Origin of the sequence: Fulvivirga imtechensis AK7 (assembly GCF_000331535.1) — a bacterium.
GTDB lineage: Bacteria > Bacteroidota > Bacteroidia > Cytophagales > Cyclobacteriaceae > Fulvivirga > Fulvivirga imtechensis.
In genome coordinates this window covers 1-1,625 of record NZ_AMZN01000213.1, presented here as the reverse complement: position 1 = coordinate 1,625, position 1,625 = coordinate 1, and the positions used below count along the sequence as shown (strand labels likewise).

1 protein-coding gene is annotated in these 1,625 nt (G+C 45.5%); it reads left to right on the top strand.

Features of this window, described 5'->3' with window-relative positions; translation table 11 throughout:
• The coding region (locus tag C900_RS27845) for a T9SS type A sorting domain-containing protein (protein WP_040497739.1) at positions 1-1,413 on the top strand (1,413 nt) is incomplete at its 5' end.
• Positions 1,414-1,625 lie beyond the last annotated feature (212 nt).

The window sequence follows — 1,625 nt, the reverse complement described above, 5'->3', positions numbered from 1 at the left end:
TCGGGCAGCGGCTCAGGCTGGTGGATAGATGTTTCCGAGAACAGTAGCTTCCCTGCCGATACAAGAACATTTCACAAACCGATAGATAATGTGACAGCTACCAGCAGCAGTGGACTTTGTATATGGTATTACAATTGCGCTCAAACATTGGCTCTTCAGCCCGGTAAGACCTACTATTGGAGAATATGGAATGGGAGTACACATACCAGTGGCCAACCTTTTACAGTGAGCCAGTGTGGCAGTAACAATGATGATCTATACGGCCTATGTGTCAATGCTAATCCGATAGCTACCGGTCAGGACCCTCCGGCCAGGGAATATGCTGACCTGGGTGTAAAATGGGTACGCTCTATTATGTATGAAGCTGGTTTTACACCACCGGTGGAAGCACAGAGCAACGTGAAATGGTTGGTGATTTTCAATAGTGAAACCATACCGCAAGGTTCCATGAGCTGGAATGACTATGTGGTTCACTTTGCCAATGAAGTGTATCGGATTGTTAGTCAAAACCCTTGGATCTCTGCTGTTCAGATTGGTAATGAGCCGGACATACCGCAATTTCATATTCCCGAATATCAATATGCCGCTCTGCTAAAAGAAGCCTTTATCAAAGTGAAGACCCTGCCTGACCCGCCCATTGTAATATCGGCAGGCCTGGCTTCAGGAGCTGTTTCCGGTGGCCAATATCTGGATAATGTAAAAAGCTACTGGAACGGAGTTGTTTATTTTGATAAAGCAGCCTTACACCCGTATCAGGCTGTTGCAGGAGGGATTGGCTGGCCTGCACACGGAAACATGGACCAGGCGATCAATGAATTTTATCAGCACACTGCCGGGCGCCAGATATGGCTGACAGAATTTGGTATTGCCTATCAGCAGGTGAATAATGATCAGCAGGCGCAGGCGCAGTACCTGGCAAACTGCTACAATTTATTTAAAACACTGAAGGATGGTAATAAACCTATAGTAGAAGTGGCTTTCTGGTTTGCCTGGGATGATCGCACACATTGGAATCCGTATAGCGAAAGTTACGGACTGGTAGACCTGGATCATAATCCCCGGCCTGCATGGTATAGTTACAGAGGTGTAAGTACTGCATCAGAGTCGGCCCGGCGGAATAAGCAATCTCTTATTTCTGACAATTCTTCTACTGTTGATCCGGGTAGGACTCACCTTTTTTCAATCTATCCGGTGCCGGCAGGGGATATGCTGAACGTAAAGCTTGACGGATCAAAATTTAGAACAAGGCTGTCAATTTCAGACTTGCATGGCAAAGAATTAATAACAAGGGAGTGGACGACTGCTGATCCTCACGTGGAGTCATTGAGTATCGAGAGACTCAGACCGGGAATTTATATCATTCATGTTGAGAGCGGTGGCCATTCTGAAAAACTTCGCTTCATACACTATTAGCGTTTGATTTACCAAAATATATAACCAACTAAAGCCAATAATTATGAAAAACAAAAACCGACTTTTAAACTTATGTCTGGCACTGGTTTGCATGTGCCTGGCATCCCATGTGGTAAGTGCACAGAACATAGCAAGGTATAAGCCTACACTTACCAGTAGTAACTATAGCAGCGCCTATGACGGCAGCAAAGCCGTAGATGGCAATACAGGAA